The organism is Streptomyces sp. Je 1-79 (assembly GCF_025195125.1).
Classification (GTDB): Bacteria; Actinomycetota; Actinomycetes; order Streptomycetales; family Streptomycetaceae; genus Streptomyces.
Genome location: NZ_JAMGSL010000003.1, coordinates 535,306 through 559,140 on the forward strand (window position 1 = coordinate 535,306; position 23,835 = coordinate 559,140).

A 23,835-nucleotide genomic window follows, 5' to 3' on the forward strand; every position below is an offset into this window, starting at 1 on the left:
TGGGCGCCCCTTCGGGGAGTGCGGGTGCGGATCAGACCTGGCCGGCCTTCTCCAGGGCCTCGCAGCAGGTGTCGACCAGAAGGCGCGTCACCACGTACGGGTCCACGTTCGCGTTCGGGCGGCGGTCCTCGATGTAGCCCTTCTGGTCCTGCTCGACCTGCCACGGGATACGGACCGAGGCGCCGCGGTCGGAGACGCCGTAGGAGTACTCGTCCCACGGGGCGGTCTCGTGCAGACCCGTCAGGCGGTCGTCGATGCCGGCGCCGTAGTTCTTGACGTGGTCGAGCGGCTTCGAACCCTCGCCCAGCGACTCGGCCGCGGTGATGATCGCGTCGTAGCCCTCGCGCATCGCCTTCGTCGAGAAGTTGGTGTGCGCGCCCGCGCCGTTCCAGTCGCCCTTCACCGGCTTCGGGTCCAGCGTCGCCGAGACCTTGAAGTCCTCGGCCGTGCGGTACAGCAGCCAGCGCGCGACCCACAGCTGGTCCGCGACCTCGAGCGGCGCCAGCGGGCCGACCTGGAACTCCCACTGGCCCGGCATGACCTCGGCGTTGATGCCGGAGATGCCCAGGCCCGCCGTCAGGCAGTTCTCCAGGTGCGCCTCGACGATGTCACGGCCGAAGATCTCGTCGGCGCCGACACCGCAGTAGTAGCCGCCCTGCGGGGCCGGGAAGCCGCCGACCGGGAAGCCGAGCGGGCGCTCGCCGTCGAAGAAGGTGTACTCCTGCTCGATGCCGAAGATCGGCTCCTGGGCGGCGTACTTCGCGTAGACCTCGGCCAGCGCGGCACGGGTGTTGGAGTCGTGCGGCGTCATGTCCGTGTTGAGGACCTCGCACATCACCAGGATGTCGTCGCCGCCGCGGATCGGGTCCGGGCAGACGAAGACCGGCTTGAGGACGCGGTCCGAGGCGTGGCCCTTGGCCTGGTTCGTGCTGGATCCGTCGAAGCCCCAGATCGGCAGCTCCTCCAGGGTGGCACCCGTGCCCGGCAGAATCTTCGTCTTCGAGCGAAGCTTCGCGGTCGGCTCGGTGCCGTCGATCCAGATGTACTCAGCCTTGAAGGTCACGGGCCTCATCCTTTGGCGTGCTGCTGCGGGGTCTGCTGCGGCTCGCGACGCTGCGAGAGCTGCGTGGTGTCTGCGCGCAGCTTCGCAACACGGCATTTCCCGGTCGTTGCCCGTTTGTGAACCCCGTGTTACTCAGCCTTCCTGCGTTTCGCGGATCCGCTGTGCGACCACGTGGGCGTTCAGCAGTGGGCCGAGGCCCGCGTTGTCGATACGCCGTACGAGCTCGGCGTACGTCGTTCCGAGCGCCTCCGCCGTCCGGCCCAGGTGCCAGTCCTGGGCCGCAAGGCGCTGGAGCAGATGGCCCCGTCTGATCTGGTTCTCGGAGAGGCGGAAGGTCTTGAGATACAGCGTCCGGCCCTTGCGGTCGGTGATCAGTTCGCCGATGTGCTGCTCCTGACCCGCCCGCCGGAACGGGGGGAGGAACCGGTGCAGATCATAGGATTCCATCCGGTACACCCGCTCGAAGGCGTACGACGTCTCCAGCAGGTCCCGCGCCATCAGCCCGTCGTGGCCCTCGGCCCAGGACCGTTCCTGCGCGCGGGCCGCCACCCGCAGATCCGCGAGCGAACGGACGGAGCCCGTCTCGTCCCGGATACGCGCCGTGAACTCCGGCACCGGGCCGCCGTAGTACGCGTACTGGTGGATCAGCTCCCCGTACAGGTCCTCGATCAAGGTCGGGTGCAGGACGCGGTAGTCCTCCGGGTGGGGGACGACGAAGGCGGCGGCCAGGGAGTCGGCGACGTACAGCAGGAGACCGCACTGCCCCGGGTGGATCTCGAAGATCCGCAGCGCCTCCCCGAGCCCCGGCACGCTCCACCCCGCGTACGCCGCCTCGGCGCGCGGCGACAGCCCCCGGCGCACCGCCTGCTGGGACCACTCGTCCCAGGCCGTGGACGGGCCGCCGAAGTGGAGCGCCAGATAGCCTTCCAGAGCGAGGTGGAGCGGCAGGAAACGCAGCCGCCTCTCGCCCTGTCGGCGTTTGGCGAGGCGGTGGTGGCGGCGCACGGGGACGCTGTCCGGTGCGGCGTTCCCGAGACGGGTGCCGTAGGCCGCCGACTCGCGCTCGTCCCCGGACCAGTCCGCGACGAAGCCGTGCGGGATGTACGAGACGTACGTCGCACGCTCGCCGAGGTCGACCGCGCCACCCGCCCCGTACACCTCACGGTGGAGCCGCAGCCCCTCGACCGGCTCCGCCCTCACCAGCGGCACCAGCCGGACACCGCCCCACACCTGCGCCGACCGGACCTCCAGACCGGTCAGATCGATCCGGGTCATCGGCGCGCCCCCCTCAGAAACAGCTCCACCCTCCGGTCCAGATAGGCCAGAAGCTCCGCGAGCCCCGTCCGCCCCTCCGCGAACTGGGCGATCTCCACCAGCGTCGCCAGGTCCTCCGCGTCCCTGATCCCGGCCGTCGGCACGCTCGGCGCCAGCCGGCGCACATCAAAACGGGCCGCGTCGTATACGGGGTTCACATGGACCGCGCTCGTGCGCCGCTCCGGGTCGAGCCGGGTCCGCCAGACGCGCAGCACCTCGCCCGCGAGGCCCGGCGGCGCGTTGTCCCAGCCGTCCGAGACGATCACCAGCCGGTCGGGGGCGGGGTCCTCCAGGGCGTCGAGGATCCGGGTCCCGAGCGGGGTCGGCCCCCACGGCCGCACGAGCAGCGGATCGGTGCCGCCCGAGGTCCAGTGCGCCGCGTACGCCCCCGGCGCGGCGAGCGCTTCGAGGAGGAAGTGGCAGCCCAGGGCGACCGCAAGCGGGCGGCGCCGCTTCACGGCCGAACCGGAGGCGGAGTAGCTGTCGTCGAGGACCGCGGCGACCCGGCCCCAGCTCCCGGCGTACGGCCCCGCGACCCGGACCGCCGCCGCCCGCAGCGCGCCGGTCAGCTCGGCGCGCCGCTCCACCCGCTCCCCGAAGGGGAGGGACAGGACGTAGAGCGCGAGCCGGGTCAGCGGCATGACGGTCAGATCGCTCGCGCGCTCCGTCCGCAGCCGCTCCAGGCGGGTCATCCGGGGCGCGATCCGCTCCAGGAACACCGCTCGCGACACGCCGTGCCTCGCCGCGAACCCCTCGGCGACGGTGAACGGCAGCTCGTACAGCGCCCCCTGCTCGTAGTGCGCGCGGCGGTACGCGTCCAGGTACGGGTGCTGGTAGCGGACCCGGCGGCCGGGCGCGAAGAGGAAGTCCCCCGACTCGGTCCCGGCGAAGGGCAGATGGGCATGGCGGGCGGCGGTCTTCAGACCGGTGCGGTACTTCACGGCGTCGTGGCCGAGGTCGGCGCGGCCGGCCAGCCAGTCGCGGACGATCGCGCGCGTGCGGCGGTTGTTGACCTTGGCGGCGCGCAGGGCACGGAAGAGCCGGTAGACCCGTTGCGGGGGCAGCGAGGCGAGCCGGGCGGCGATCAGCCGTCCCTCGGCCCGCTTCGCCTCCGCCCCGCCGGCCTCGTCGGCGGTGCGCAGCAGCTGCTCGACGATCGTGGCCGCGTTGTGGTCGTTGATGTCGAGCGCGAGCGCGGCTGCGTACAGGGGGCGGTAGTTGACCCGTACGTACGCGTGCAGAAAAGCGAGCGACAACCGCTGCTCGCCGGCCGAGGAGCGGAACTCCCGCTGGCCGGTGGCGGTCACGGCCGCGTTGACGAAGAGCAGGACGTCCTCGGCGGCGATGAGGTCGGAGTGCGTCTCCGTCGGCGTGGTCATGGCTTCCTCGCGGTGGCATGGGCGCCGGCCGGGGAATGGGGGCGCGAACAGCGAAAACGTTGCTTCAAAGGCAGGTCCCGGAAGTCGCGCCGGAGTCCCGCGGCCGGCGGAGGCAACGTAACAACGGGCGCCCCGGCCCCGCCAGTGGATTCGGAGTGCCCGGTGTCGGTGGGGACCGGCAGACTGGGGGCATGACCACGCACCTGGGCGGCAAGCCCCGTATCGGACTGCTCGGCACCGGACCCTGGGCCGCGCGGACCCACGCGCCCGCGCTCGCCGCGCACGAGGGCATCGACTTCGTCGGGGTGTGGGGCAGACGGCCCGAGGCGGCGGCCGAGCTCGCGGCCGCGTGCGGGACGACCGCGTACGGCGACGTCGAGGAGCTGTTCGAGGCGTGCGACGCCATCGCCTTCGCCCTGCCCCCGGACGTCCAGGCCCCGCTCGCCCTGCGGGCGGCGGCCATGGGCTGTCACCTGCTCCTGGACAAGCCGGTGGCCACGACGGTCGAGGCCGCCAGGGACGTCGCCGGCGCGGCCGAGCTGGCCGAGGTCGCCTCCGTCGTCTTCTGCACCCTCCGTTTCGCCGAGCCCACGTCCCGGTGGATCGACGAACAGGCCGCGGCGGGCGGCTGGTTCCTGGGCGAGGCGCACTGGCTGGGCTCGCTCTACGCCCCCGGTTCCACGAGCGCGTACGCCGATTCGCCCTGGCGGCGCGCGAAGGGCGGCCTGTGGGATGTCGGCCCGCACCTGCTCTCCGTCTACCTGCCGGTGCTCGGCGACGTCACCGACGTGACGGCCGTACGGGGCCCGGCGGACACGCACCACCTGGTCCTGCGCCACACCTCGGGTGCGAGCAGCACGGCGACGCTCACACTGGGCGCGCCGCCGAAGGCGGCGGAGGCCGCGCTGACCCTGTACGGAGAGCGGGGGCGGGCGGCCATGCCGTCGTGGGACGGCGCGGGCGAGGCGTTCGCCCGCGCGGTGGACGCCCTCGTCGAGTCGGCCAGGACCGGCGTGCCGCACCCCTGCGACGCCCGCTTCGGCGCGCGGCTCACGGAGATCCTGACCCTGGCGGAGCAGGCGGCGGGCCCGGGTCAGGAGCCCGCCGCCTGAAGGCCCGCCCCCCTAGGGCGGAGCGCCTCAGCCCACGCGCTCGATCCGGGCCTTACGGATGAGGAACTTGCCGGGTTCGCGGACCTGCTCGAAGGCCTCGTTGTTGAGCAGGGCGCAGCTGCCGGAGGTGGAGGTGACCTCCACGGTGGTCGACTTGGCGTTGTCGAGGTTGGTCACCTTGAGGCGGGTACCGAGCGGGAACTGGTTGCTGGACGCGGCCGGGGCACCCGCCTCGCCGGAGAGCGTGACGGTCGAACCGGCGCAGACGACCTCCCCGGCGGCGCCGTCGCCGCCACCCGCGGGCGGGGCGGGCTGGGCAGGCGGGGCGGGCTGCGCCTGGGTTGGCGCCGGCTGCGTGGCCGGGGGCGCCGGGGCGGCCACATCGCCCCCGCACCCCGAAGCCGCCTGCTGGACCCGGATCTGGGCGATCACCGCCTCGCGGTTGGCGATCCTTGCCTGCGACTGCGCGTCCGGGTTGGCACGCTGGTCCGCGATGAACCGCTCGTTGTTCGCGAGCGCCTGCGTCAGGCCGTCGCAGGCCACGGACGCCTGGCTCGTACCGGTCACCACCACCGCCGTCCCCCCGGCGAGCACGAGGGCACCTGCGATCAGCGCGATCTTCTTCTTCCGGCTGAGCGTTTTCCTGCGAGACACGTGAGGCTCCGTTCGTTTCCTGTCGGTTCCTGTGGCGTCAGATACGCGGAGCAGGCCGGTTCTGCTCAACGCTCACGCGGGAACGGGACCCGTCAGCGTGACAGGGCGTCCCGGACGGCCTCCTCGGTCCGCCCCACCACGGCCGTGCCGTCCTCCGCGGTGATGATCGGCCGCTGGATGAGCTTCGGGTGCGCGGCGAGCGCCTCCACCCAGCGGTCCCGGTGCGCCTCGTCCCGGGGCCAGTCCTTCAGCTCCAGCTCCTTGGCGACGGCCTCCCCGGTCCGCGTGATGTCCCACGGCTCGAGACCGAGCCGCTCCAGGACGGCCCGGATCTCGTCCGGGGTCGGCACGTCCTCCAGGTAGCGGCGCACGGTGTACTGGGCACCCTCCGCGTCGAGCAGACCGATCGCGCTGCGGCACTTGGAACAGGCGGGGTTGATCCAGATCTCCATGCCCGTCACGGTACCCCCTCGCCGCCGTTCCACCACCCCCCAAACCGGCTCTGGCCAGGGGCGATTGTCAGTGGGGGGCAGTAAAATCGTAGATGAAGGTGAGGGTCCCGGGGAGGGCCCGCACCCACCGTTCGTCAGGAGGTCGCCCATGGCCGTCGCCGTGATCCGGAAGCCGTCCCTCGAACCCTGGAAGCCCCTTCGGAAGCAGCCGCTCCCCGCGGGCCGGCCCCGCGAGTGGTACATCACCCACAACCGCCGCCTGAAGGCCATGCGCCTCGCGATCGTCCTCCTCGACGCGGGTGTCCACGACCCCGCGAAGGCCGGCAACGCGAAGATACGCACCACGGCCGAACTCCTCGGCATCCACCCGCCCTCCGACACCACCTGCCACATGGTCCGCGCCCTGATCCGGTACGGCCGCTGACCCCGGACCCGATCCCGCCGCCCTGACCGGACGGGCCGTCACCCCGATGCCGGGGCGGCGGCCCGTCCGCAACCGGGGCAACGGCGCAGTCACTTGGGAGCCGGCGATCCGGCGAGCCGGCCTGCCACCGACCGCCCGCCGATATGATCTGCGGGCAGACGTAAGGCCGTTCGGGCCCGGGAGGAACGGCCGCCCGGGGCGACGGGGGACGACGGGGGTCATACGGGTGGACAACGCGGTCGAGTTGGCGGACGTCATCGCACAACTGCGCCAGGACCTGAGCCGGGCCATGGCGGAGGGCGAAGGCACCGACCTGCGGTTCCAGGCGGAGCAGATCGAGCTGGAGCTGACCGTCGGCGTGGAGCGCAGCCGGGAGCCCGGGGTGAAGGTGCGGTTCTGGGTCTTCGACGCTGGAGCCTCCGCGCGGCAGGCCACCACCGCCACCCAGCGGCTCACCCTCTCCCTGAAGCCCGTGCACCCCGACGCACCGGACCGCTCGGTGCTGATCTCCGGTGACGAACTGCTCGGCGAGGACTGATCGCACCATGCCCGACACCACCCGGCACACCGCCGGAGGACTCGACCCGCACCGCATCGCCGAGGTCATCGTCGTCACGCCGGCCGGCCGTCGGCGCGGCTCGGGCTACCGGGTCACCGCCACCACGGTGCTCACCGCCGCGCACGTGGTGACCGCCACCGCCGGGACCCGGGTCCGCTTCGACGTGGACCGGCCCGGACAGTGGGAGGCGTCCGCGATCGTGGCCTGGCACGACCCCGGCAGCGACGTGGCCGTCCTGACCTTCGTACCGCCGCCGGACGCCCCCGCCGTCGAGCCCGCGCGGTTCGGCCGCATCACCTCGGACCACCACGCGATCGTCGCCGTGCACGCCGCCGGCTTCCCGCTGTGGAAACAGCGCCGCCGACCCGACGGCGGACAGTTCCGGGAACTCCACCAGACCGACGGGACCGTCGCCGCGCTGTCCAACCTCAGGACGGGCACGCTGGAGATCACCGTCGCCCCCGCCGGAGCCGACCCCAACCCCCAGGTGTCGCCGTGGTCGGGCATGTCGGGTGCGGCGGTCTGGGCCGGTGACCGCATCGTCGGCGTCGTCGCCGAGCACCACCGCTGGGAGGGATCGGGACGGCTGACCGCCGCCCGGATCGACCACGCCCTGCTCCCGCCCGGCGCGCCGCCCCCGGCCGAGGCGGCCGCTCTCCTCGCCGTCGACGACCCCCGGGAACTGCCCGAAGCGGGCACCGGGCGACCGGGCTCCACGGAACCGCACGAGGCGCCGGCCGAGGGCCACGGAGCCGTCGGCGCGCCCGCCCGCTCCAAGGTGATCGGACTTCCGGTCGCCCACGGCATCGAACTGTTCAAGAACCGCACCCGCGAACTGGACCGGATCGGCCTCCACCTCGGCGATCCCGCCATCCGCATGGTGACGGTCACAGGCCGCCGGGGCATGGGCAAGAGCGCGCTCGCCGCCAAGGTCATGGACCTCCTCGACCAGGGCGAATGGCCCGGCCACGCCCAGGCGCCGCTCCCGTCGGGACTCGTCAACCTCAGCACCCGTACCTCGGGCATCTCCCTGGAACGGCTCTACTTCGACTGCGCCCAGCTGCTCGGCACCGAGCACCGGGACCGCCTCCACGAGATCTGGGCCACCCAACTGCCCGTCCAGGACAAGCTGGACGAGCTCTTCGCCGCGATGGGCGACCGGCTCTTCGTCATCCTGATGGACAACTTCGAGGACCTCCTCCACGACGACGGCCGCGTCCGGGACGAGGAGGTGGCGCTCTTCCTCGACTGCCTCTTCCGGGCCAGGTCCACCCCGCGCCTCCTCATCACGACCCAGGTGCCGGTACGACTCGCTCCCGAGCTGCGCCGGTTCGTCGCCCAGGTCGACCTCGCCGAGGGACTGCGGCCCTCCGAGTCCGTCGCGCTCCTGCGGGAACTGGACCGCGACGGCAGCCTCGGCATCGCGCACCTGCCCGACGAGGAGCTGCTCCAGGCCGCCGTCCGCGTGCACGGGGTCCCGCGCGCCCTGGAGCTCCTGGTCGGCGCCATGGCCGACGACGACCTCATGCTGCCCACCCTGCAGGACATCCTGGCCGACTACGCCCAGCGGCGTGACGTGGTCGCGGGCCTCGTCCAGGACCGCCACCGCCAGCTCGACGACGCGAGCCGCACGGTCGTCGGCGTGCTGGCGGCGCTGCGCACCCCCGTACCGCAGCCGGTGATCCAGACGATCGTCGGCGGTCTCGCCCCCTCGCTCGACGTCGCGCGCATCCTGGCCCACCTGGCACGGATCCACCTGCTGTCGGTGGACCGCAGGCACCGCACCTTCGCCCTGCACCCGATGGACGCCGACCTGGCCTACGGAGAGCTGCCCGCGGACGGCCCGACGGGGCGCACCGCCGTCGAGCGGCGGATCGCCGACTGGTACGCGAACACCGCCCCGCCCCGCGCGGCCTGGAAGACCGCGGACGACGTCCTGCCGCAGCGCCGGCAGTTCGACCACCTGGTGCGCGCCGGCGACTACGACGCCGCGGCGATGGTCCTCGGCGAGATGGGGGAGTGGCTGGTCTGGCAGGGCTCGGTGCTCGGGGTGATCTCGATGCACCTGGCCATCGACGGACGGCTCACGGACGACCGGTCCCTCCTCGCCCACCTCGGCTCCTTCGGCCACGCCCGGCTGACGGCGGGACCGATGGAGCACGCGGTGGAGCTGTTCACCGAGGCGGCCGGCCTGGCGGAGCGCCTCGGCGACCGCTGGGCGCTGCAGAACGCCGTCTTCGGTCTCGGCGACGCCTACCGCCAGCTCGGCCGCCTCGACGCCGCGGTCGCCCCCCTGGCCAGGGCCGGCGACCTCGCCCACGAGAACGGCGACACGGAAGCCGAGGTCCACGCGACCCTGTCCCTCAGCCTGGCGCACAGCTCCCTGGGGGACGGCGAGACGGCGCTGGTCAGCGCCGACCGGCTGACCGAGCTCGGGCGGGCCTCAGGGGACGCCCTCACCAAGGCCCGGGCCGCCAACGCCCGCACGATCGCGCTGCTGACCCTGGAGCGGTGGGAGGAGACGATCGCCTCCGGCGCCCTGGCCGCGCGTGCCTATCGTGCGGCGGACAGCCATGAGGCGATCACGTACGCGCTGAACGCCCAGGGCATCGCCCTGCTGGCGCTGGAGCGGGTGACCGAGGCGGTACCGGTGCTCCAGGAGGCGCTGAGCGAGGCGTCCCTGATGGAGAACCCCCGGGCCGAGGGTGTCTGCCTCTGCAACCTCGCCTGGGCGTACTGGGCCGACGGCCGGTACGGGCAGGCGGCCGAGACGGCCGAGAGGGCCGCCGTCTCGCTGGGGATCGCGGGTGCGGAGGAAGCGGCGGCGGCCCAGGCCCTCGCGGAGGCCGCCCGTGCCCGCGCCGTGCCCCGGCCGCGCGAGGCCGCCGACGCACTGGTCCGTGCGGCCGGCGCGCTGGGGGGCACCGTCGAGGTGGTCGGCCCGTCCTGGCTGATCGCCCAGGCGGAGCTGCTGCGCGCGCAGGACTGAGAGCCCGGGCGGGGCTCCCGGCGGCAGCTGCGAGTACGACCGACGGCGAGGGCCGCCACCCCGGAAACGGGATGGCGGCCCTCGCCGTCGGTCGGTCCGCGATCTAGAGGTCGAAGTACAGCTCGAACTCGTGCGGGTGCGGGCGCAGCTGGATCGGGGCGATCTCGTTCGTCCGCTTGTAGTCGATCCAGGTCTCGATCAGGTCCGAGGTGAAGACACCGCCGGCCTGCAGGTACTCGTTGTCCGCCTCCAGGGCGTCCAGGACCGCCGGGAGGGAGGTCGGGACCTGCTGGACGTTCGCGTGCTCCTCGGGAGCCAGCTCGTACAGGTCCTTGTCGATCGGCTCGGCCGGCTCGATCTTGTTCTTGATGCCGTCCAGGCCCGCGAGGAGCAGCGCCGAGAAGGCGAGGTACGGGTTCGAGGACGGGTCCGGGGCGCGGAACTCGACGCGCTTGGCCTTCGGGTTCGAGCCCGTGATCGGGATACGCATGGCCGCGGAGCGGTTGCGCTGCGAGTAGACCATGTTGACCGGGGCCTCGAAGCCGGGCACCAGGCGGTGGTACGAGTTCACCGTCGGGTTGGTGAAGGCCAGCAGCGACGGGGCGTGCTTCAGGATGCCGCCGATGTAGTAGCGGGCGGTGTCCGACAGGCCCGCGTAGCCCTGCTCGTCGTAGAAGAGCGGGTCGCCGTTGGCCCAGAGCGACTGGTGGACGTGCATGCCCGAGCCGTTGTCGCCGAAGATCGGCTTCGGCATGAAGGTCGCGGTCTTGCCGTTGCGCCAGGCGACGTTCTTCACGATGTACTTGAAGAGCATCAGGTCGTCGGCCGCGGCGAGCAGCGTGTTGAACTTGTAGTTGATCTCGGCCTGGCCGGCGGTGCCGACCTCGTGGTGCTGGCGCTCGACCTGGAGGCCGACGTTCTCCAGCTCCAGGGAGATCTCCGCGCGCAGGTCGGCGAAGTGGTCGACCGGCGGGGCCGGGAAGTAGCCGCCCTTGTAGCGGACCTTGTAACCGCGGTTGTCCTCGGTCGCACCGGTGTTCCAGGCGCCGGCCTCGGAGTCGATGTGGTAGAAGCCCTGGTTCGCCGAGGTCTCGAAGCGCACCGAGTCGAAGACGTAGAACTCGGCCTCGGGGCCGAAGTACGCGGTGTCGGCGATGCCGGTGGAGGCGAGGTACGCCTCGGCCTTCTTCGCGATGTTGCGCGGGTCACGGCTGTACTGCTCGCCCGTGATCGGGTCGTGGATGAAGAAGTTGATGTTCAGCGTCTTGTCGCGGCGGAACGGGTCCAGGCGGGCCGTCGTCAGGTCGGCGCGCAGCGCCATGTCGGACTCGTGGATGGCCTGGAAGCCGCGGATCGACGAGCCGTCGAAGGCGAGCTCCTCGGACGGGTCGAACGCCGTCGCCGGGATCGTGAAGTGCTGCATCACTCCCGGAAGGTCACAGAAACGGACGTCGACCATTTTGACGTCGTTGTCCTTGATGAACTTCTTGGCCTCGTCGGCGTTCTGGAACATCCAACTCCTCCTACTCCCGGCCCGGGGAGGGGCGGGGTTGCAGCTCGGTCGTGCGGCCAGTGCGGGGGCACACGCTGGACCCGACCATAGGCAGACGGGATTTCTCAAGCGTGACCCATTTGTTTCGCCCAAGTTAACCGGGCCGGGTGCGGGTCCGCTCTTCGGCACTCCTCGGCTACCCGGGCCGAACTGATCAAAAACGGGCGCAGTACCGTTGTCGCGTGGACAACAGGCAAGCACTCGGATCATGGCTGTCCGGCCCCCGCGCGGCGGCCGAGGACGCAGGCGTGGACTTCGGTTACCGCGGTCAGCAGCTCGGGCTCCCCGAGGAGGGGCCGGGTTCCATCGCCCGCCCCGGCCGCCGGATCGGCGCCCTCGCCGTCGACTGGGCCCTCTGCATGGTGATCGCATACGGCCTCGTCACCGACGGCTACAGCCAGGCTACCGGCAACTGGGCGCTGGTCATCCTGCTCGTCATGAGCGTGCTGACGGTCGGCACCATCGGCTTCACCCCGGGCAAGCGACTCTTCGGGCTCCGGGTCGCCTCGGTGCACGGCGGCCGGCTCGGCGTCCTCCGTGTCGTCCTGCGCAGCGCCCTCGTCTGCCTCGCCATCCCGGCCCTCATCTGGGACCGCGACGGCCGTGGTCTCCACGACCGCTTCTCCGGCGCCGTACAGGTCCGGATCTGAGACCCGCACGACGCAGGGGCGCCCCGGAACCGATCGGTTCCGGGGCGCCCCTGCGTCGTAGGAGGTCTCGCTCGGAGGTCAGCGCATCTTTCCGCCGCGCGGCATCCGCATGCCCTTCGGCATCGGACCCTTCGGCACCGGCATGTTGCTCATCAGGTCGCCCATCGCCCGCAGCCGGTCGTTGGCCGCCGTGACCTGCGGGCCCGAGAGCACGCGGGGCAGCTTCAGCATGGTCGTGCGGACCTTCTTCAGCGGCACCTGGCCTTCGCCGTTGCCGACGATGATGTCGGTCACCGGTACGTCCACGACGACCCGGGCCATCCGCTTCTTCTCGGCCGCGAGCAGCGGCTTCAGCCGGTTCGGGTTGCCCTCGGCCACCAGCACGATGCCCGCCCGGCCGACCGCGCGGTGCACGACGTCCTGGCTCTTGTTCATCGCGATCGCCGGGGTCGTGGTCCAGCCGCGCCCGACGTTCTGCAGCACCGCCGCGGCCGCACCCGGCTGGCCCTCCATCTGCCCGAAGGCCGCCCGCTCGGCCCGACGTCCGAAGACGATGGCCGCCGCGAGCAGCGCCAGGATGAAGCCCAGAATGCCCAGGTAGACCGGGTGCCCGATCAGGAAGCCGATCGCGAGGAGGACACCGAGTACGACGATGCCCACGCCCGCGACGACAAGCCCGACCTTCGGGTCGGCCTTTCGGGTCATCTTGTACGTGAGGGCGATCTGCTTGAGTCGCCCCTGGTTCGCAGCGTCACCGCTGCCCGTGTTTGCCTTCCTCGCCATGTCCTGAAGTTTACGTGGCCCGGGAAGCGTGACCAGCCACGGCCTCCATCACATGCTGGGCCTCGACCCGGTCCTTGGCCCGGCGGCGGTCCTCCAGGACCGATGTCCAGGCATTGCGGCGGGCGGTCCGCTGGCCGCCGGCGAGCAGCAGCGACTCGACGGCCTTCAGGGCGTCGGTGACGGACGGAATGGCGGTGGCGCGGACATGGGTCGCGGCCTGCATCTCGGGGTCCTCCCTCAAGCGCGGATGAGATGAGGTGGGGGGTGGAGCGGAGTGAGGCGCTCACGGTGTGGCGGTGAGTGAAGCCAGGCTCACAGACTGGTGTTACCAGGGCGTGACCCGGTGGTCAAACACTGATGAAACGTTGATGCGGCCATCCGTACGTATCCGGAGACGCCGACGCGACCCGTGTGGCCCCCTGACCTGCGGGGGTGTACGGGTCGCGTCGGATCCGGCCACTACCGGCCGGTAACTGCTTGTGCGTGAATTCACACAGCCTGTGTGGCGTTGTCGACGGCGCCGCGCTTCTCGATCGCCTGCTGGAACAGCCGCCCGGCCCGGTACGAGGAACGCACCAGCGGACCCGACATCACACCGGAGAAGCCGATCTGGTCGGCCTCGTCCTTCAGCTCCACGAACTCCTGCGGCTTCACCCAGCGCTCCACGGGGTGGTGCCGGACGGAGGGGCGCAGGTACTGGGTGATCGTGATGAGCTCGCAGCCGGCGTCGTGCAGCTGCCGGAGCGCCTCGCTGACCTCTTCGCGGGTCTCGCCCATGCCGAGGATCAGGTTCGACTTCGTGACCAGACCGTAGTCCCGGGCCTGCGTGATGACGTCCAGCGAACGCTCGTAACGGAAGCCGGGGCGGATCCGCTTGAAGATCCGCGGCACCGTCTCGACGTTGTGCGCGAAGACCTCGGGGCGGGAGGCGAAGACCTCCGCCAGGAGCTCCGGCACCGCGTTGAAGTCGGGGGCGAGCAGCTCGACCTTCGTACGGCCCTCGGCGCGGTCCGCGGTCTGCTGGTGGATCTGGCGCACGGTCTCCGCGTACAGCCAGGCGCCGCCGTCCTCCAGGTCGTCGCGGGCGACGCCGGTGATGGTGGCGTAGTTCAGGTCCATCGTGACGACCGACTCGCCGACGCGGCGGGGCTCGTCACGGTCCAGCGCCTCGGGCTTGCCCGTGTCGATCTGGCAGAAGTCGCAGCGCCGCGTGCACTGGTCACCGCCGATGAGGAAGGTGGCCTCGCGGTCCTCCCAGCACTCGAAGATGTTGGGACAGCCCGCCTCCTGGCAGACCGTGTGCAGGCCCTCGCTCTTCACGAGCCCCTGCATCTTCGTGTACTCGGGTCCCATCTTCGCCCGGGTCTTGATCCACTCGGGCTTGCGCTCGATGGGGGTCTGGGCGTTACGGACCTCCAGGCGCAGCATCTTGCGTCCGTCGGGTGCGACTGCGGACACGACCGGCTCCCTGTAGCTTCGATTCTTCGGCGCACACCAGGGTACGCCCGTTGTTCATGCGGTTTTGTTTACGCCTGGGCAACCTGTGGCCAGAGCCCGGCATTCCCTAGGCGGAGGTGGCGGCCGACTCGCGCTCGACCACGCGCGGCTTCAGCTCCGCGTGCTCCAGGACCGCCCGCAGGTGCTTCTCGACCACCGGCAGGACCTCCTCGATCGTGATGTCCCGGCCCAGCTCGCCCGCGAGCGAGGCCACGCCGGCGTCCCGGATCCCGCAGGGGATGATCCGGTCGAACCAGACGTTGTCCGGGTTCACGTTCAGGGCGAAGCCGTGCATCGTGACGCCCTTGGCCACCCGGATGCCGATCGCGGCCAGCTTGCGGTCCTCGCGGCGCTGCCCGGCGTTGGACGGGGCGTACTCCGGGCCGTTGAGCCGCGGATCGAACTCCGGGTCGCTCAGCCGCGGGTCGAAGTCGAGCGAAAGACCGCCGAGGGCCGGACGCTGCTCGACCGGGTCGCCCAGCACCCATACGCCGCTGCGGCCCTCGATCCGGGTGGTCTCCACGCCGAACTCGGCGGCCGTACGGATCAGCGCCTCCTCCAGGCGGCGGACGTGCGCCACGACGTCGACCGGGCGGGGCAGCTTCATGATCGGGTACCCGACGAGCTGGCCCGGGCCGTGCCAGGTGATCTTCCCGCCGCGGTCCACGTCCACCACGGGCGTCCCGTCGAGGGGGCGCTCGCTGTCCTCCGTGCGCCGACCCGCGGTGTAGACGGGCGGGTGCTCCAGGAGCAGACAGGTGTCGGTGATCTCGTCGGCGAACCGGGCGGCGTGCACCTCGCGCTGCTTGTCCCAGGCCACCTGGTACTCGACGGCGTCGTCGCCGAAGCCCAGACGGACGAATCGCAGCTCACTCACGGCAGTGCCTCCTCCTGGGTGCCGGTGCCGGGTTCCGGGGATCGTCCCGGGGCCGGCGCGGCACCATGCGTCGTTCGCGCCCATGCCACTGTACGGCGGAGCCGGCGACACCGGTCCGGCAGGTGGGGCGGGCCCCTGAGCGGGGATGTCCCGTCAGCGGCGCCCTCAATCCTCACACGATCGGATGAATGTGGGACGAAGGAGGCGGTATGGGCGGTGAGGGCCGCTAAATTCACGCCGTTCCATGAGGGTCCACGCGGGCTTCCACCCGGGCCCGGAAGGCAGGAGACCGCACAGCTGATGACGGAACGACCCCCGCAGCGCATCCCGAACCGCCGGCTCGCCGCGCTCATCACCGAGGCCGGGTTCTCCAACGCGGGCCTGGCGAGACGGGTGGACCAGCTCGGCCTGGAGCACGGACTCGACCTGCGGTACGACAAGACCTCCGTGACCCGCTGGCTCCGCGGCCAGCAGCCGCGCGGCACCACGCCCGCCCTGATCGCCGAGGTCTTCACCCGGCGCCTGGGCCGCCGTCTCTCCGCGCAGGACCTCGGTCTGGACGCCTGCGCTCCCGTCTACGCGGGCCTCGAGTTCGCGGCGACGCCCGAAGAGGCGGTCGACATCGTCAGCGGGCTGTGGCGGAAGGACTCCGGCAGCCACGCGGAGCTCCGCAAGATCGCCTTCACCCCGGCCGGGCTGGTCGTCCCGAGCCGCGACTGGCTGATCGGCCGGGCCGACGAGCGGGTGGCGCGCGGCGAGACGGCGGCGCCGAACGGGCGGCTCGGCGCGGACGGCCGGCTCGCGCAGGACGCCCGCGTCCCGCCGCAGGGCCGGCCGTCGGTGCCCCGGCAGCGCGGTACGGACCGGGGGCCCGGGCAGCGGGTCACCAGCGGCGACATCGCCGCGCTGCGCTCGGTCGGCGAACTCTTCCGCAGCCTCGACCACGCCTACGGCGGCGGCCACGCCCGCCAGGCGCTCGTGCGCTACCTGGAGCACGAGGCCGAGCCGATGCTGCGCGGCACGTACGGGGAGACGGTCGGCCGCAGGCTCTTCGCGGCGGCGGCCGACCTGACGAGGCTGGCGGGCTGGACCTCGTACGACATCGCGGCGCACGGACTCGCCCAGCGGTACTTCGTCCAGGCGCTGCGGCTCGCGCAGGCGGCGGGGGACCGGGCGTACGGCTCGTACGTCCTGATCACGATGAGCCGGCAGGCCGTGTACCTCGGCCACGGGCGCGAGGCCGTGCAGCTCGCCCGGGTCGCCCAGCAGGGCGTCGGCTCGGCCGCGCCGCCGGTCGTCCAGGCCCTGCTGTACTCCGTGGAGGCGCGGGGCCACGGTGTGCTCGGCGAGGCGCGGGCGTGCGGCGCCGCGCTGGCACGGGCGGAGCGGGCGCTCGAAGCGGCCAGGCCGGGGGACGACGTGCCGTACTGGGCGCGCCCCTTCGACGAGGCGCAGCTCGCGGACGAGTTCGGGCACTGCCACCGCGACCTCCAGCAGTACCGGGCCGCGGCGCAACACGCCGAACGCTCCCTCCAGCTCCGATCCCCCGGCTTCGTGCGCAGCCGCCTCTTCTGCCGCGTGGTCCTCGCCTCGGCCCGACTCGGCCTCGGTGAACTGGACCAGGCGTGCGCCCTGGGCGCGGAAGCCGCCCAGCAGGCCTCCGAGATGCGCTCGGCCCGCGCCCTGGAGTACGTCCGCGACTTCGAGCGCCGCCTGGAGCCCTACCGCGACGCGGCGGCGGTCCGTACCTACCGCGACCGCGTGGCCGCGATCGGCTGACGTCCCGCCCCCGTCCGCCGGTTCCTACGCCGCCGCCTCCGCCGGGGCGCTCTGGGGCACGCGGACGCCCAGGTCCGTCAGGAGGGCGTGCGTCGCGCGGTGGGCGGAGTTCAGGGCGCCCAGGGGTGTGGACGTGTCCCGGTGATCGCCGCAGACGTAGAGGCCGGCGAGCAGACGGACCGGGCGGCGCGGGTCGTGGGGCGGCTCCATCGCGGGGACCGCCTCGGGGGTGTGATGGAGTGCGAGGAGCTCCCACTCGTCCGTCGACACTCCGTACAGGGTCGCGAGGTGCTTGCGCACCCGGCGCTCCACGTCGTCGGGCGGGGTCCCCAGGATCGTCGATGTGACCAGGGCCCGGCCGGCGGGCGCCCGTGTGGGGTCGACCGCGCTCATGACGGCCGTGTGCGCGACCGGGCCGCCGGGGTCCGACTCCAGGACCAGGACCGGGTCGGTCGCGGGCGCCTCGGGGGCCGTGTGGTGCAGCACGGTGACCGAGTGGAAGGCGGGCACGCGCAGCCCGGGCAGCAGTTCCGCCGCCGTGCACGCCCCCGTCGCCAGAAGGACCGAGCGGCAGCCGAACACCCCGTGCTCCGCCGTCTCGACCCGGTCGATCGCGACGTCCGTGACCCGGACCCCCGTACGTACCGTGCCCGGCGGCAGCGACGCCGCGAGCAGCTCGGGCAGCGTCCCCGACCCGCCCTCCGGCACGCACAGGCGCCCCCGTGCGAAGGCGCGCAGTGCCAGGTCGGCGTAGCGGCTGGAGGTGTTCAGGTCCGGGTCGCCGAGCAGCGCCGCGACCAGGGGCCGCAGCACCCCCTGGACCGTACGGGCCGGCAGTCGGGCGGTCAGCGCCTCGCGGGCGGTCCGCTCCGGGCGGGCCAGCAGCCGCTGCGCCGGCGTCGCCGCGAGCCGCGCCAGCGACGCGCCCAGCCGCGCCTGGTCCAGCGAGGCCGCCGGATTGCGGGGGGCGCTCGCGAGGGCGCGCGCCACGCTGAAAGCTCCCCCCACGCGCCGGGGTGCGTGCGGGGACCCCCGCCCCGCGCGCCAGGGCGCGTGCGGGAACGGTTCGCCGACCTTGGCGTACCGGCCGTCGCTGTGCACCAGGGCCCCCGGCGCGAACGGCCTGAGCGCCACCCCCGCGAGCCCTCGCGTACGGAGCAGTTCCGCGTACGAGGTCGTGAGCGGCTGCCCGACCCGGTCGAGCCGGAAGCCGTCGAACTCGTCGGTGACCATCCGGCCACCGACCCTCGGGCCGGCCTCCAGGACCGTGACCCCGAGACCTGCGCTGGTCAGGCGGTGCGCGGCCGCGAGCCCCGCGATCCCGGCCCCGACAATGACGACGTCCGTGACGACATCCGTATGGCGTGCGGTACTGAGCACGTGCCCCTCCCCAGGTCGGCGCGGCTGGTGGGAGGCCTATGCCCCCAACCGGCCCCCGGAATGCCCACGTTCGCATTCAGGGCCTGCCAGCCTCCGGCAGCCGCTCCCGCCCGCGCCAGCGGCGCGCAGAGGGGTGCACGCAGCACGGGGTCGCACCGCGAGGCGTCAGGCCGCCGCCCGGATCGACTCGTCGATCGTCGGGAACGCGAAATCGAACCCCGACTCCAACAGACGGCTCGGCAGCACCCGCTGACTGCCCAGCACATCCGCCGCGAACTCCCCGAGCGCCAGGCGCAGCGCCGGCGCCGGGACCGCGAAGAGCGTCGGCCGGCGCAGGACGCGGCCCATCGCCGCCGTCACCTCCCGGTTGGTGACCGGTTCGGGTGCGGTCAGGTTCACCGGTCCCGCGAGGGAGCCCGTGTCGACCAGATGCCGCAGGGCGGCCACCTCGTCGTGGAGCGAGATGAAGCTCCAGTACTGCCGGCCGTCGCCCATCCGCCCGCCGACCCCGGCGCGGAAGACCGGGAAGAGCCGGCCCCACGCCCCGCCCTCGGCGGCCACGACGAGCCCCGTGCGGGCGTACGCGACCCGGATGCCGGCCTCCTCGGCTGGGGCGGCCGCGGCCTCCCACTCCACACAGACCGAGGGCAGGAAGCCCTCGCCCGCGGGCGCGCTCTCGTCCACCGCGCGCGAGCCCGTGTCGCCGTAGTAGCCGAGCGCCGTGCCGCACACCAGGACCTTCGGCGGCTCGGCCAGCGACGCGAGGGCCTCGGCGATCGCCCGCGTACCGAGCACGCGGCTGTCGCGGATCTCCTGCTTGTACGCCTCGCTCCAGCGGCGCTCGCCGACCCCCGCGCCCGCCAGGTGCACGACCGCGTCGACGCCGACGAGCCCCGCCGCGTCCACGTACAGCCGCGCCGGGTCCCACTCGACCTCGTCCGCGGTCCGGGCGGGCCGCCGCACCAGGCGGGAGACGTGGTGGCCGTCGGCGCGCAGGGAGCGCACCAGGGCCGAGCCGATGAGTCCGGAGGCGCCGGTGACGGCGATGCGGGAGCGTTGCATGGGCCCATCCTGCCCCCACCGGCCGCTCTGCGACACGGCTCCCGTACGACGGCCTCCACGCGGGTCCGCGCGACCGCCCCGAGGCGGAGGGCGGACTGGAAGCCGTCTTCTCAGCTTCCGGGCGTCAACGGCCCCATTCCACCCATCAGTTCACGCAGGCAGCGCACCGCGAGCTCGGCCGGCGCGCCCTTTCCGCGGACCGGCGCGTCCGTCTCGGCCCAGGCCTCCAGGGCGACCCGGATCGCGTCCGTGGCCGCCGCGGCCGCGAGCCGTACCTCCAGCGGGTCGGCGCCGGGCCCCGCCAGCTGCGCCACGACGGCCAGCAGCTTCTCCTCGGATTCCTGGTTGACCCGGTACCAGACCGCCCGCAGCGCCGGGTCCTCGGCCGCCGCCCGCAGCAGCCCGCGCGTCCAGCGCAGCCCCTCGGCGGCCTCCTCGTCCGCGGCCGCGAGCGCCTCGGCGATCGACCGCTCCAGGGCGGCCGGCACCGTCGAGCCCGGCTCGGCCGCCGCGAGCGACTCCCGCCAGCGGTCCGCGCCGCCCGCCAGGAGCGGGGCGACGGCGTCCTGCTTGGAGCGGAAGTAGCGGTAGAAGGTGCGCAGCGCGACCCCGGCGCGCAGGGCGATGTCCTCGGCCGTGGTGCCGTCCGGGCCCCGCTCGGTGAAGAGCTCGGCCGCGGCGCGCGCGATGTCGAGCTGGGTGGCCGCCTTGCGGCGCTCCGTCAGGGAGGCGGGCTTGGAGGAGGGCTTGGTGCTCACCGTACGAAGGGTACGCCCGCCCCTGCCGACCATGCATTTCATGCAACCGTGGCAAAGTGTGCCACCAAGGCGTACGGTGTGCCGTGCATCGAGAGACTCGCCGTCGAGAGGTCGGACAGACATGAACCGCTACGAAGGACGCCGCGTACTGGTCACCGGTGGCGGCTCCGGCATCGGCCAGGCCACCGTGCTGCGCATGCTCGCCGAGGGCGGCTCCGTCGTCGCCGCCGACATCAGCGAGGACGGCCTCAAGGACACCGTCGTCAAGGCCGGTGCCCACGCGGAGCGGCTGACGACGCTCGTCGTGAACATCGCCGACGAGACCTCGGTACGCGCCGGCGTCACCGCCGCCGTCGAGGCCCTGGGCGGCCTGGACGTACTGGTCAACGCCGCCGGCATCCTGCGCTCCTCGCACACCCACGAGACGACCCTCGACGCCTTCGAGCAGGTCGTCCGGATCAACCTGACCGGCACCTTCCTCGGGATCCGTGAGGCGATACCCGCCCTCCTGGAGGGCAACGGCTCCGCCGTCGTGAACTTCTCCTCCACCTCGGCGGTGTTCGCCCACCCGTACATGGCGGCCTACGCGGCCAGCAAGGGCGGCATCCAGTCCATGACCCACGCGCTCGCCGCCGAGTACGCCAAGCAGGGCATCCGCTTCACCGCCGTCCAGCCCGGCTCCATCTCCTCAGGCATGACCGACGGCTCCGGTGCCAGCCGCCAGTCCACCGGCCCCGGCCTGCCCGAGGACACCGACTGGTCGCTCTTCGCCAAGCTCGCCCCGGCCATCGGCGAGGGCTTCGCGGGCCCCGAGACGGTGGCCGGCGTCGTCGCGATGCTCGCCTCCGAGGACGGCAGGTTCATCACCGGCACCGAGGTCCGTGTCGACGGCGGCACCCACTTCTGACGACCGGCCGGCACGGACACGATCCACGGTCGGACAGACCGGTACGGACCCGGGGTGGGACGGCCCCCGGGTCCGTACCTCTTCCTCCGTACGGGCCGGCCGAGGAGCGCGGCTGACGACAGGGCCTAGGAGCCGAAGCGCTCCCACAGCCGCGGGTAGCGCTCCGCGAGCCCCGCTTCGTCCTCCAGGTCGAAGGCGACGCCCTCCGGCTCCGCGGGCTGCGGCGGAATGCCCAGGTCCGGTGCCTCCGCACCGGTGAGCTGCTCGTACGCCTCGTCGGCGGCGAACCCCAGCTCCTCGCCGTCCCCGTCGATCTCCTCGTCGAACTCCTCCAGCAGCTCGGCCAGCGCGTCCGGGTCGTGCACCGCGCCCTCGAAGACCTCACGGCCCTGCCCGATGAGCCAGCAGCGGAAGTAGTCGAACGCGCCGTCACCCGCCCCGTCGAGCAGCACCGCCGCCGCGCCCCACAGGTCCCAGCGGTACGCGCGGTTGTAGCGGGCCTCGAAGTGGCGGGCGAAGTCGAGCACGGAGTCGGGGTCGAGCGTCAGCAGCCGCTCGACCAGCAGGTCGGCGTGTTCCTCGGGGTCGCCCTCGGCGGCCTCGCGGGTGGAGTCGATGATCTCCCAGAACTCCGTCTCGTCCATCACGGACCAAGCATCGACCTTGGGGAAGGGCGACGCACCCGGAAACAGCCAAAATCAAACCGGACAGGAGATGTCGTACTTTCCTGTCACGCTCGTTCCATGACGACGCACACGAAGCCGCTCAGCGGCAGGATCGCACTGGTCGCGGGCGCCACACGCGGCGCGGGACGGGGTATCGCCGTGGAGCTGGGCGCGGCGGGCGCCACGGTGTACGTGACCGGACGCACCACGCGCGAGAAGGTCAGCGAGGTCGGCCGGACGACGGAGACCATCGAGGAGACGGCCGAGCTGGTGACGGCGGCCGGCGGCGAGGGCATCGCCGTGCCCACCGACCATCTGGAGATCGACCAGGTCGAGGCGCTCGTCGCGCGCATCGACCGGGAGCGAGGCCGGCTCGACATCCTGGTCAACGACGTCTGGGGCGGCGAGCACCTGCTCAAGTTCGGCCAGAAGATCTGGGAGACCGACCTGACGGACGGTCTGCGGATGATGGAGCTCGGGGTGCGGACCCACGCCATCACCTCGCGCCTGGCGCTTCCGCTGCTGATCCGCAATCCGGGAGGACTCGTCGTCGAGGTCACCGACGGCACCAGCGAGTACAACACCCGGTTCCGGGAGAACTTCTTCTACGACCTCACCAAGAACGCCCCGATCCGGATGGCCTTCGCGCTCGCCCACGACCTGAAGGACGTCGGCGGCACCGCCGTCTGCCTCACCCCGGGCTGGCTGCGCTCCGAGCAGATGCTGGCCGCCTTCGGCGTGACCGAGGAGAACTGGCGGGACGCGATCGAGAAGGTCCCGGGCTTCGAGGTCGCCGAGTCCCCGTTCTACGTCGGCCGCGCCGTCGCCGCCCTCGCCGCCGACCCCGACCGGGCCCGCTGGAACGGCCGGTCGCTGGACAGCGGGCGGCTCGCCAAGGAGTACGGCTTCACGGACGCCGACGGCTCGCAGCCGGACGCCTGGGGCTTCATGCTCGCCAAGGAGAAGGACGAGAACCTGTCCGTGGAGGGCTACCGGTAGAGCTCCGCGAGCGCCCGCGACGCCTCGGCGAAGCGGCCCCGCAGGGACTCCGGGCCGAGGACCTCCGCCTCCGGGCCGAGGGAGAGCAGCTGAGCGAAGGCGACCTCCTCGTTCTCCACGGGGAGCGTCGCCGTCACACGGCCCTCGGCGTCCGTCGAGCCGGCCGCCAGCGCCTCCTCGGCCGCCGCGCGGTCCGTCACGTACGGCAGCCGGCGCGCGCCCGCCGGCGAGAGGCGCAGCACGACCTCGGCGCGCAGGATCGACCGGGCGAACTCCGCCGCGCGCTCGGCCCAGAACGCCGGCAGATCGAACCCCTCGTCCCGTACGAAGCGCTCCTCGGTGAGGGCGACGGCCGTGAAGCGGTCCACCCGGTACGTACGGAACGCCGTACCGGAACGCGCGCACAGGTACCAGACACCCGCCTTCAGGACGAGTCCGTACGGGGCGAGGTCGCGCTCCACCTCGCGATCGCCGCGCCGGTAGCGGGCCGAGAGGGTCCGGTCGTCCCAGACCGCCTCCGCGACCGGCGCCAGCAACTCCGGTGTCTCCGGCTCCTGGTACCAGCCCGGAGCGTCGAGCAGGAAGCGCTGTGCCGCCGAGTCCGGGGCGTCGCGCAACGAGGGCAGCAGCGCCGCGGAGACCTTCAGCCGGGCCGCCGAGGCCGCGTCCTCCAGGCCCATGTCCCGCAGAGCGCCCGGCAGGCCGGACAGGAACAGCGCCTCGGCCTCGCCGCGCGCCAGGCCCGTGAGCCGGGTGCGGTACCCGCCGATCAGCCGGTAGCCGCCTGCCCTGCCCCGGTCCGCATACACCGGAACCCCCGCCTCCGAGAGGGCGAGGGCATCGCGGGTGATGGTCCGTTCGGACACCTCCAGCTCCTCGGCCAGTTCGGCCGCCGTCATCGAAGGACGGGACTGGAGCAGCAGGACCATCTTGATCAGCCGGGCGGCACGCATGACTCCATCATGCGTGCCGCGGCGGTC

General features: G+C 72.6%; 23 protein-coding genes. 8 read left to right on the forward strand and 15 right to left on the reverse strand.

Translation table 11 applies throughout. The features are described 5' to 3' along the window. Positions 1-31: 31 nt before the first annotated feature. The 3 genes from glnII to M5362_RS07825 all read right to left on the reverse strand — a co-directional run bounded on the left by glnII (position 32) and on the right by M5362_RS07825 (position 3,756). Complete coding sequence (gene glnII / locus M5362_RS07815) at positions 32-1,063, reverse strand: glutamine synthetase (RefSeq protein WP_260226601.1); 1,032 nt, start codon at positions 1,061-1,063, stop codon at positions 32-34. Positions 1,064-1,195: 132 nt separating this feature from the next. Then, on the reverse strand, positions 1,196-2,338 hold the full coding sequence (locus M5362_RS07820) for a hypothetical protein (protein ID WP_260226602.1): 1,143 nt from the start codon (positions 2,336-2,338) through the stop codon (positions 1,196-1,198). Beyond that, a complete protein-coding gene (locus tag M5362_RS07825; protein WP_374214422.1) occupies positions 2,335-3,756 on the reverse strand; it encodes a hypothetical protein in 1,422 nt (473 codons plus the stop codon). Before M5362_RS07825 ends, M5362_RS07820 begins: the two co-directional genes overlap by 4 nt. A gap of 191 nt (positions 3,757-3,947) precedes the next feature. Between M5362_RS07825 and M5362_RS07830 the strand changes: the two genes are divergently transcribed. Further along, entirely contained in the window at positions 3,948-4,868 is a 921-nt protein-coding gene (locus M5362_RS07830) for a Gfo/Idh/MocA family protein (protein WP_260226603.1), read from the forward strand. 27 nt (positions 4,869-4,895) lie between these two features. On the opposite strand, the gene M5362_RS07835 is transcribed toward M5362_RS07830, so the two are convergent. Together M5362_RS07835 and M5362_RS07840 are read right to left on the reverse strand one after the other, a co-directional pair. Next, positions 4,896-5,522: a septal ring lytic transglycosylase RlpA family protein gene (locus M5362_RS07835; protein WP_260226604.1), complete on the reverse strand. Its 627-nt coding sequence runs from the start codon at positions 5,520-5,522 to the stop codon at positions 4,896-4,898. A gap of 92 nt (positions 5,523-5,614) precedes the next feature. Beyond that, positions 5,615-5,974, reverse strand: coding sequence for an arsenate reductase family protein (locus M5362_RS07840; protein WP_260226605.1), 360 nt, complete (start codon positions 5,972-5,974; stop codon positions 5,615-5,617). 148 nt (positions 5,975-6,122) lie between these two features. On the opposite strand from M5362_RS07840, the gene M5362_RS07845 reads away from it, so the two are divergent. The 3 genes from M5362_RS07845 to M5362_RS07855 all read left to right on the forward strand — a co-directional run bounded on the left by M5362_RS07845 (position 6,123) and on the right by M5362_RS07855 (position 9,946). Then, positions 6,123-6,398: a hypothetical protein gene (locus M5362_RS07845; RefSeq protein WP_260226606.1), complete on the forward strand. Its 276-nt coding sequence runs from the start codon at positions 6,123-6,125 to the stop codon at positions 6,396-6,398. A 226-nt stretch (positions 6,399-6,624) separates the two neighbouring features. Further along, the gene (locus M5362_RS07850; RefSeq protein WP_260226607.1) at positions 6,625-6,936 is read left to right on the forward strand and encodes a trypco2 family protein; all 312 of its coding nucleotides are present in this window, start codon (positions 6,625-6,627) and stop codon (positions 6,934-6,936) included. Positions 6,937-6,943: 7 nt separating this feature from the next. Beyond that, on the forward strand, positions 6,944-9,946 hold the full coding sequence (locus tag M5362_RS07855; RefSeq protein WP_260226608.1) for a trypsin-like peptidase domain-containing protein: 3,003 nt from the start codon (positions 6,944-6,946) through the stop codon (positions 9,944-9,946). Positions 9,947-10,049: 103 nt separating this feature from the next. On the opposite strand, the gene glnA is transcribed toward M5362_RS07855, so the two are convergent. Then, a complete protein-coding gene (glnA, locus tag M5362_RS07860) occupies positions 10,050-11,459 on the reverse strand; it encodes a type I glutamate--ammonia ligase (RefSeq protein WP_260226609.1) in 1,410 nt (469 codons plus the stop codon). 221 nt (positions 11,460-11,680) lie between these two features. Here glnA and M5362_RS07865 point away from each other — a divergent pair, with 221 nt between their 5' ends. Then, positions 11,681-12,148 (forward strand): RDD family protein, encoded by a 468-nt coding sequence (locus tag M5362_RS07865; RefSeq protein WP_260226610.1) that lies wholly within the window; start codon positions 11,681-11,683, stop codon positions 12,146-12,148. 78 nt (positions 12,149-12,226) lie between these two features. On the opposite strand, the gene M5362_RS07870 is transcribed toward M5362_RS07865, so the two are convergent. The 4 genes from M5362_RS07870 to lipB form a co-directional block, all read right to left on the reverse strand. Next, entirely contained in the window at positions 12,227-12,931 is a 705-nt protein-coding gene (locus M5362_RS07870; RefSeq protein ID WP_260226611.1) for a DUF4191 domain-containing protein, read from the reverse strand. Positions 12,932-12,941: 10 nt separating this feature from the next. Then, complete coding sequence (locus M5362_RS07875) at positions 12,942-13,154, reverse strand: hypothetical protein (RefSeq protein ID WP_260226657.1); 213 nt, start codon at positions 13,152-13,154, stop codon at positions 12,942-12,944. A 266-nt stretch (positions 13,155-13,420) separates the two neighbouring features. After that, on the reverse strand, positions 13,421-14,389 hold the full coding sequence (gene lipA / locus M5362_RS07880; RefSeq protein ID WP_260226612.1) for a lipoyl synthase: 969 nt from the start codon (positions 14,387-14,389) through the stop codon (positions 13,421-13,423). A 106-nt stretch (positions 14,390-14,495) separates the two neighbouring features. Continuing rightward, the gene (gene lipB / locus M5362_RS07885) at positions 14,496-15,305 is read right to left on the reverse strand and encodes a lipoyl(octanoyl) transferase LipB (protein ID WP_260226613.1); all 810 of its coding nucleotides are present in this window, start codon (positions 15,303-15,305) and stop codon (positions 14,496-14,498) included. A 300-nt stretch (positions 15,306-15,605) separates the two neighbouring features. On the opposite strand from lipB, the gene M5362_RS07890 reads away from it, so the two are divergent. After that, on the forward strand, positions 15,606-17,084 hold the full coding sequence (locus M5362_RS07890) for a regulator (RefSeq protein ID WP_260226614.1): 1,479 nt from the start codon (positions 15,606-15,608) through the stop codon (positions 17,082-17,084). A gap of 24 nt (positions 17,085-17,108) precedes the next feature. Here M5362_RS07890 and M5362_RS07895 read toward each other — a convergent pair whose 3' ends face one another. From M5362_RS07895 to M5362_RS07905, 3 genes are all read right to left on the reverse strand, one after another. Further along, positions 17,109-18,464 (reverse strand): NAD(P)/FAD-dependent oxidoreductase, encoded by a 1,356-nt coding sequence (locus tag M5362_RS07895; RefSeq protein ID WP_260226615.1) that lies wholly within the window; start codon positions 18,462-18,464, stop codon positions 17,109-17,111. Between the two features lie 165 nt (positions 18,465-18,629). After that, the gene (locus M5362_RS07900) at positions 18,630-19,526 is read right to left on the reverse strand and encodes a TIGR01777 family oxidoreductase (RefSeq protein ID WP_260226616.1); all 897 of its coding nucleotides are present in this window, start codon (positions 19,524-19,526) and stop codon (positions 18,630-18,632) included. 110 nt (positions 19,527-19,636) lie between these two features. Further along, positions 19,637-20,284, reverse strand: coding sequence for a TetR/AcrR family transcriptional regulator (locus M5362_RS07905; RefSeq protein WP_260226617.1), 648 nt, complete (start codon positions 20,282-20,284; stop codon positions 19,637-19,639). 121 nt (positions 20,285-20,405) lie between these two features. Between M5362_RS07905 and M5362_RS07910 the strand changes: the two genes are divergently transcribed. Continuing rightward, positions 20,406-21,191 carry an SDR family NAD(P)-dependent oxidoreductase gene (locus tag M5362_RS07910; protein ID WP_260226618.1) on the forward strand — a complete coding sequence of 262 codons (786 nt, stop codon included), beginning with the start codon at positions 20,406-20,408 and terminating at the stop codon, positions 21,189-21,191. Positions 21,192-21,316: 125 nt separating this feature from the next. Here the strand turns inward: M5362_RS07910 and M5362_RS07915 are convergent, their stop codons facing one another. After that, complete coding sequence (locus tag M5362_RS07915) at positions 21,317-21,835, reverse strand: DUF4240 domain-containing protein (protein ID WP_260226658.1); 519 nt, start codon at positions 21,833-21,835, stop codon at positions 21,317-21,319. Between the two features lie 99 nt (positions 21,836-21,934). On the opposite strand from M5362_RS07915, the gene M5362_RS07920 reads away from it, so the two are divergent. Next, a complete protein-coding gene (locus tag M5362_RS07920; protein WP_260226619.1) occupies positions 21,935-22,855 on the forward strand; it encodes an SDR family oxidoreductase in 921 nt (306 codons plus the stop codon). Here the strand turns inward: M5362_RS07920 and M5362_RS07925 are convergent. Further along, positions 22,846-23,808: a YafY family protein gene (locus tag M5362_RS07925; RefSeq protein WP_260226620.1), complete on the reverse strand. Its 963-nt coding sequence runs from the start codon at positions 23,806-23,808 to the stop codon at positions 22,846-22,848. The two genes, M5362_RS07920 and M5362_RS07925, sit on opposite strands and share 10 nt — an antisense overlap. Positions 23,809-23,835 lie beyond the last annotated feature (27 nt).

Coding starts and splice junctions, on each gene's coding strand:
- M5362_RS07820 (WP_260226602.1), bottom strand. CDS start 2,338: ATGACCCGGATCGATCTGACCGGTCTGGAGGTCCGGTCGGCGCAGGTG.
- M5362_RS07825 (WP_374214422.1), bottom strand. CDS start 3,756: ATGACCACGCCGACGGAGACGCACTCCGACCTCATCGCCGCCGAGGAC.
- M5362_RS07830 (WP_260226603.1), top strand. CDS start 3,948: ATGACCACGCACCTGGGCGGCAAGCCCCGTATCGGACTGCTCGGCACC.
- M5362_RS07840 (WP_260226605.1), bottom strand. CDS start 5,974: ATGGAGATCTGGATCAACCCCGCCTGTTCCAAGTGCCGCAGCGCGATC.
- M5362_RS07845 (WP_260226606.1), top strand. CDS start 6,123: ATGGCCGTCGCCGTGATCCGGAAGCCGTCCCTCGAACCCTGGAAGCCC.
- M5362_RS07855 (WP_260226608.1), top strand. CDS start 6,944: ATGCCCGACACCACCCGGCACACCGCCGGAGGACTCGACCCGCACCGC.
- glnA (WP_260226609.1), bottom strand. CDS start 11,459: ATGTTCCAGAACGCCGACGAGGCCAAGAAGTTCATCAAGGACAACGAC.
- M5362_RS07870 (WP_260226611.1), bottom strand. CDS start 12,931: ATGGCGAGGAAGGCAAACACGGGCAGCGGTGACGCTGCGAACCAGGGG.
- M5362_RS07875 (WP_260226657.1), bottom strand. CDS start 13,154: ATGCAGGCCGCGACCCATGTCCGCGCCACCGCCATTCCGTCCGTCACC.
- M5362_RS07890 (WP_260226614.1), top strand. CDS start 15,606: ATGACGGAACGACCCCCGCAGCGCATCCCGAACCGCCGGCTCGCCGCG.
- M5362_RS07900 (WP_260226616.1), bottom strand. CDS start 19,526: ATGCAACGCTCCCGCATCGCCGTCACCGGCGCCTCCGGACTCATCGGC.
- M5362_RS07910 (WP_260226618.1), top strand. CDS start 20,406: ATGAACCGCTACGAAGGACGCCGCGTACTGGTCACCGGTGGCGGCTCC.
- M5362_RS07915 (WP_260226658.1), bottom strand. CDS start 21,835: ATGGACGAGACGGAGTTCTGGGAGATCATCGACTCCACCCGCGAGGCC.
- M5362_RS07920 (WP_260226619.1), top strand. CDS start 21,935: ATGACGACGCACACGAAGCCGCTCAGCGGCAGGATCGCACTGGTCGCG.
- M5362_RS07925 (WP_260226620.1), bottom strand. CDS start 23,808: ATGCGTGCCGCCCGGCTGATCAAGATGGTCCTGCTGCTCCAGTCCCGT.